The sequence below is a fragment of the Pseudomonas sp. SDO5522_S412 genome (assembly GCF_054071215.1).
The window spans coordinates 36,250-42,656 of sequence record NZ_JBSVWQ010000035.1; the positions used below are offsets into that span (position 1 = coordinate 36,250).

A 6,407-nucleotide genomic window follows, 5' to 3' on the forward strand; every position below is an offset into this window, starting at 1 on the left:
GACAGGTCTACGCGGGCATGAGTTCGTTAGTGTAACGGCACCGGCCACAAAAAAGGGCAGCCTGGGCCACCCTTTTTATGCTTGCATCGACGGATTAATCGAGCGTTAACGTAGCCGGGGCACTTAGTGCAGGCCCTGGATGTATTGGGACACGGCTTCGATGTCCTTGTTGCTGAGTTTCGCGGCGATGCTCTGCATGATCTTGGTATCGCCGTCGTTGGTGCGATTGCCTTCGCGGAAGTCTGTCAGCTGTTTGCCGATGTACTGGGCATGCTGGCCGCTCAAGTGCGGGAAGCCAGCGGCAGCAAGGCCTGCGCCGTTAGGCGAGTGGCAGCCGAGGCAGGAAGGCATGCCTTTTTCCAGGTTGCCGCCGCGGAACAATTCTTCACCGCGGGCCACCAGTTTCGGATCAGCAGCTCCCACACTGCCTTTCTGGCTGGCAAAATACGCCGCGATATCCGCCAGGTCCTGATCGCTGAGGTTGGTCAACAAGCCGGTCATTTCCAGGACCGTACGCTTGCCGTCCTTGATGTCGTGCATCTGCTTGGTCAGGTAACGCTCACCCTGGCCGGCCAGTTTTGGAAAGTTAGGCGCCGGGCTATTACCGTCCGGTCCATGGCAAGCACCACATACGGCGGCTTTCGCCTGGCCAGCAGTGGCGTCGCCTGCGGCATGGGCAACACCGGTGATGCCCAGGGTCAACAGCAGACTCACGATCAGTTTGTTCATCAGCTAATCCAACTACGGCTAAGGGTTAAAGAGTTATGGACCGGGTTCACTCACCATCAACTGAATGACGGCATGGTAATCCTCGGTACTGCAGTCCATGCACAAACCACGCGGCGGCATCGCCTTGAAACCCTGGGTCACGTGTTGCACCAGCGTGTCCATACCTTGAGCCAATCTTGGCTTCCAGGCTGCCTGGTCACCCCGTCCAGGGGCGTTGGGCAGCTGTCCGGCATGGCAGGCCCCGCAAAAGCGGTTGTACACAGCCTCCGGTTCCTGTGTAGCCTGCGCACTGTAAAGTGGCATCAAGAAACCGAAGGCCAGCAGCCACTTGGTCATACATCGACCTTTTCAGGGTTTGAGAGCGTTTTGCGTTCTAATGCGCAATAAAGGTCTATCGCTCCCGTGAACTTCATCCTTCGCTGGGACAAAGCACACACAAAATCTGCGGCATTATATACTGGCGCTACTGAAACGGAAACGACACCGCTTGCCGCACCTATTCCCGGCACCGCCCACATCGGAAAACTCATGCAACTCAAGAATCCCATCCTCGGCCTGTGCCAACAGTCCACCTTCATGCTCAGCGCCGCCAAAGTCGACCAATGCCCCGATGACGAAGGCTTCGAAGTCGCATTCGCCGGCCGTTCCAACGCCGGCAAATCCAGCGCGCTGAACACCCTGACCCACGCCAGCCTGGCCCGCACCTCGAAAACCCCGGGGCGCACACAGCTCCTCAACTTCTTCAAGCTAGACGATGATCGGCGTCTGGTCGACCTGCCGGGCTACGGTTATGCAAAAGTACCTATCCCGCTGAAGCTGCACTGGCAGCGTCACCTCGAAGCGTATCTGGGTGGCCGGGAGAGTTTGAAGGGTTTGATTCTGATGATGGACATCCGTCATCCAATGACCGACTTCGACCTGTTGATGCTCGATTGGGCCGTCGCCAGCGGCATGCCGATGCACGTCTTGCTGACCAAGGCCGATAAATTGACCTACGGCGCAGCGAAAAACACCCTGCTCAAAGTGCAGGCGGAAATCCGTAAGGGTTGGGGTGATGCGGTGACTATCCAGTTGTTCTCGGCGCCAAAACGCATGGGCCTGGAAGATGCCTACACTGTATTGGCAGGTTGGATGGAACTGGCTGACAAGGGTTCGGAAGCCGCCGAGTAAACACTCGGGGCAAAAAAAACCCCGGACTTCGTATGGGGAGGGGAAGTTCGGGGTCCAAGTTCCGGACCGCTAGGGCGGGGTCCAGATATCTGCCAACACTTAACACAACATAGGAGCATTGAAGGGCTTCACCACCCATTCAGTAACTCTGAGTAGCAATTCACGGGTTAAGTTCCGGCACGTTCAAAAAACTATTGGAAATAACCCGCCGCGTTTTCCGATCTAAAGCGCTGCCGCGGCATGATGCCGCGGCCCAGGCCCCAGGTTTAGTGCGCTTCGTCCCAGTTGTCGCCCACGCCGACGTCTACCACCAGCGGCACATCCAGCTTTGCCGCCTCGCTCATGTGTTCACGAATCCTTGCGCTGACTTCAGCCACCAGGTCCTCACGCACCTCCAGCACCAATTCATCGTGCACCTGAAGGATGACCTTGGCGTCCAGGCCCGAGTCCGTCAGCCAGTTGTCGACCTTGACCATGGCCTTCTTGATGATATCGGCCGCAGTGCCCTGCATCGGCGCGTTGATTGCCGTACGCTCGGCGCCAGCACGCTCCTGAGGCTTGTTGGAATTGATCTCCGGCAGGTACAGGCGGCGCCCGAACAGGGTTTCCACATAACCCTGATCAGCCGCCTGGGCACGGGTGCGCTCCATGTACTCGCGCACCCCCGGGTAACGGGCGAAGTACACATCGATGTAAGCCTTGGCGGTCTTGGTGTCGACGCCGATGTCCTTACCCAGCTTCTGGGCGCCCATGCCGTAGATCAGGCCAAAGTTGATCGCCTTGGCACTGCGACGCTGATTGGACGTGACCTCAGCCAACTCAACCTTGAACACCTCGGCCGCCGTGGCGGTGTGCACGTCCAGGTCGTCGCGGAACGCATTCAGCAAGCCTTCGTCCTTCGACAAATGCGCCATGATGCGCAGCTCGATCTGCGAGTAGTCCGCCGCCAGCAGCTTGTAGCCCTTGGGCGCGACAAATGCCTGGCGGATACGCCGGCCTTCAGCGGTACGCACCGGAATGTTCTGCAGGTTTGGATCGCTGGAGGACAGGCGCCCGGTTGCTGCTACGGCCTGGTGATAGGAGGTGTGCACGCGACCGGTGCGCGGGTTGATCTGCTCCGGCAAACGGTCGGTGTAGGTGCTTTTCAACTTGCTCATGCTGCGGTACTGCATCAGCACTTTCGGCAGTGGGTAGTCGTCTTCAGCCAATTTGGCCAAGACTTCCTCGGCCGTCGAGGCCTGGCCCTTGCCGGTCTTCTTCAACACCGGCAGCCCGAGTTTCTCGTAGAGAATCGCGCCCAACTGCTTGGGCGAGCCCAGGTTGAATTCCTCGCCGGCGATCTCATACGCCTGGCGCTCGAGGTCGACCATCTTGTTGCCCAGCTCGATGCTCTGGATGCCCAGCAAGGCGGCATCCACCAGGGCGCCCTGACGCTCAATGCGCGCCAGCACGGGCACCAGCGGCATCTCAATGTCGGACAATACGCTGGCCAGGGTAGGAATAGCGGCAAGCTGCTTGTGCAGTTCCTGGTGCAAACGCAGGGTCACATCCGCGTCTTCCGCCGCGTAAGGGCCGGCTTGCTCCAGGGCAATCTGGTCAAAGGTCAGCTGCTTGGCGCCTTTGCCGGCGATGTCCTGGAAGCTGACGGTGTCGTGGTCCAGGTACTTCTTCGCCAGGCTGTCCATGTCATGGCGCGTCGCCACGGAGTTCAGCACATAAGATTCAAGCATGGTGTCGAAGGCAATGCCGCGCACGGTGATGCCGAGTGCCGGGTCACCACCGATGGCGCAGTTGGCCAGGATGTTCATGTCGAACTTGGCGTGCTGGCCGACCTTGAGTTTTTCCGGGTCTTCGAGCAACGGCTTCAGGGCCAGCAGCACGGTGTCCCGATCCAGCTGTTCCGGCGCGCCGATGTAGGAGTGGGTCAGCGGAATGTAGGCTGCTTCATGGGCCTGCACGGCAAACGACACACCCACCAGTTGCGCTTTCTGGGCGTCGATCCCGGTGGTCTCGGTATCAAAGGCGAACAGCTTGGCGTCGTTGAGCTTCTTCAGCCAGACATCGAACTGGGCCTGGGTGAGGATGGTTTCGTACACCGGCTCCACAGAAACCGGCGCGACCACCTCAACCGCTTCCTCGGCGACCGCGGCCGAAGGAGCAGCGCTCAACTCGACGCGCTTGGCATCGCGTTGAATCTCGTCAATCCAGCTCTTGAACTCCAGCAGCGTGTACAGCTCCAGCAGCTTCTCGCGATCCGGCTCGATCAGGTGCAAATCATCCAGGCCCACATCCAGCGGCACGTCGATCTTGATCGTCGCCAGCTCGTAGGACAGGAACGCACTCGCCTTATGCTCTTCCAGTTTGGCGACCAGGGTCTTGGCACCACGAATCGGCAAGGTCGGCACGATATCGAGCTGCTCGTAGAGCTCTTTCAAACCGCCATTTACACCAACCAACAGGCCGGAAGCCGTCTTCGGACCAATGCCCGGAACGCCCGGGATGTTGTCGGACGAGTCGCCCATCAACGCGAGGTAATCGATGATCTGCTCGGGAGCGACACCGAATTTCTCCTTCACGCCCTCAACGTCCATGGCGCTACCGGTCATGGTGTTGACCAAGGTAATGTGCCCGTCGACCAGCTGCGCCATGTCCTTGTCGCCGGTGGAAATCACCACCGGACGGTCGGCGGCCGCGCTGCTGCGGGCCAGGGTGCCGATCACGTCGTCCGCTTCGACGCCTTCGACGCACAGCAGCGGGAAGCCCAGGGCGATCACGCTCTGGTGCAGCGGCTCGATCTGCACGCGCATGTCATCGGGCATGCTCGCGCGGTTGGCCTTGTATTCGGCGTACAGCTCATCGCGAAATGTCCCGCCCTTGGCGTCGAACACCACCGCGAACGGACTGTTCGGGTATTGCTTGCGCAGGCTTTTGAGCATGTTCAACACGCCCTTGACCGCGCCGGTAGGCAGGCCTTTGGAAGTGGTGAGCGGCGGCAGCGCGTGAAAGGCGCGGTACAGGTAAGAAGAACCGTCCACCAGGACGAGGGGGGCTTGGCTCATGAGCAGGATCAACCTTTTCGGCGGGTCAGGCGCTAGAATAGCCGGACCAATGACGACAAAGGGACAAGGTTATCATGCGTACAGTAAATCGCCTGTTGTTGACCGGCTTGATTGCACTCACTCCGATGGTGGCCATGGCGGCAGATACTGCCCCTTCGGGCGACCCGGAAGTCACCATTCGCACGGAAGGCGACAAGACCATTCAGGAATACCGCCAGAATGGCTTCCTGTACGCGATCAAGGTGACCCAGAAAGGCTTTCCGCCTTACTTCCTGGTGCGCGCGGACGGAACCGATGCGAACTTCATCCGCTCTGACCAGCCGGATATGCTGATCCCGTCATGGAAGATCTTCGAATGGAAATGATTTCTTAACTTTAATCGGCGCTGCTCCCCGCAGCGCCCGTAACGGCAGTTTTAACCATGTCTGTGTTCACCCCCCTGGCTCGGCCCGAGCTGGAAACCTTTCTTGCCCCTTACGGGCTCGGCCGCCTGCTTGATTTCCAGGGGATTGCCGCTGGTAGTGAAAACACCAATTTCTTCATCAGCCTGGAACAGGGCGAATTTGTCCTGACCCTGGTCGAGCGCGGCCCCGTGCAGGAAATGCCGTTCTTCATCGAACTGCTGGACGTGCTCCACGACGCTGATTTGCCAGTGCCTTACGCCCTGCGTACCACCGACGGCGTGGCCTTGCGCGAGTTGGCGGGCAAACCGGCGCTGCTGCAACCGCGCCTGGCGGGCAAGCACATCAAGGACGCCAACGCCCAGCATTGCGTGCAAGTGGGCGAATTGCTCGGCCACCTGCACCTGGCCACCCAAGGCGAGAAGGTGCTGGAACGCAAGACCGATCGCGGGCTGGACTGGATGCTCAGCGAAGGCGCGCAGCTGATCTCGCACCTCGACGCGGAACAACGCGGCCTGTTGCAAGCGGCGCTGGATGAGATCGAGGCGCACAAGGCGCAGATCCTCGCGCTGCCCCGGGCAAACATCCACGCCGACCTGTTTCGCGACAACGCGATGTTCGAAGGCACGCACCTGACCGGGCTGATCGACTTCTACAACGCCTGCTCGGGGCCGATGCTGTACGACGTGGCGATCGCCCTGAACGACTGGTGCTCGGACGCCGACGGCGTGATCGACGGCCAACGGGCACGGGCGTTGCTGGGGGCTTATGCGGGCTTGCGGCCGTTCACCGCCAAGGAAGCAGAGCTGTGGCCGACCATGCTGCGTGTGGCCTGTGTGCGGTTCTGGCTGTCACGCCTGATTGCGGCTGAATCGTTCGCCGGGCAGGACGTGCTGATTCACGACCCGCGCGAGTTTCAAGTGCGCCTGGCGCAACGCCAGCAGGTCAAGACTCCGCTGCCGTTCGCGCTGTAAAGATCGTACGCGATCAAAATGTGGGAGCGGGCTTGCTCGCGAATGCGGAGTTTCAGTCACCAGATGCGCTGACT

6 protein-coding genes are annotated in these 6,407 nt (G+C 60.1%); 3 read left to right on the forward strand and 3 right to left on the reverse strand.

Going from position 1 to position 6,407, the window contains the following annotated elements; translation table 11 throughout:
* Positions 1-123: 123 nt before the first annotated feature.
* The gene (locus tag ACW9I6_RS10920) at positions 124-729 is read right to left on the reverse strand and encodes a c-type cytochrome (protein WP_003214807.1); all 606 of its coding nucleotides are present in this window, start codon (positions 727-729) and stop codon (positions 124-126) included.
* Between the two features lie 33 nt (positions 730-762).
* Positions 763-1,065 carry a c-type cytochrome gene (locus ACW9I6_RS10925; RefSeq protein WP_003214809.1) on the reverse strand — a complete coding sequence of 101 codons (303 nt, stop codon included), beginning with the start codon at positions 1,063-1,065 and terminating at the stop codon, positions 763-765.
* 192 nt (positions 1,066-1,257) lie between these two features.
* On the opposite strand from ACW9I6_RS10925, the gene yihA reads away from it, so the two are divergent.
* Positions 1,258-1,899 carry a ribosome biogenesis GTP-binding protein YihA/YsxC gene (gene yihA, locus ACW9I6_RS10930; RefSeq protein WP_003214811.1) on the forward strand — a complete coding sequence of 214 codons (642 nt, stop codon included), beginning with the start codon at positions 1,258-1,260 and terminating at the stop codon, positions 1,897-1,899.
* 266 nt (positions 1,900-2,165) lie between these two features.
* On the opposite strand, the gene polA is transcribed toward yihA, so the two are convergent.
* Positions 2,166-4,958 carry a DNA polymerase I gene (polA, locus tag ACW9I6_RS10935; RefSeq protein WP_457339280.1) on the reverse strand — a complete coding sequence of 931 codons (2,793 nt, stop codon included), beginning with the start codon at positions 4,956-4,958 and terminating at the stop codon, positions 2,166-2,168.
* Between the two features lie 74 nt (positions 4,959-5,032).
* Between polA and ACW9I6_RS10940 the strand changes: the two genes are divergently transcribed.
* A complete protein-coding gene (locus ACW9I6_RS10940) occupies positions 5,033-5,323 on the forward strand; it encodes a DUF2782 domain-containing protein (RefSeq protein WP_003214814.1) in 291 nt (96 codons plus the stop codon).
* A gap of 56 nt (positions 5,324-5,379) precedes the next feature.
* The gene (locus ACW9I6_RS10945; protein ID WP_102367835.1) at positions 5,380-6,333 is read left to right on the forward strand and encodes a homoserine kinase; all 954 of its coding nucleotides are present in this window, start codon (positions 5,380-5,382) and stop codon (positions 6,331-6,333) included.
* The last annotated feature ends 74 nt before the right edge of the window (positions 6,334-6,407 follow it).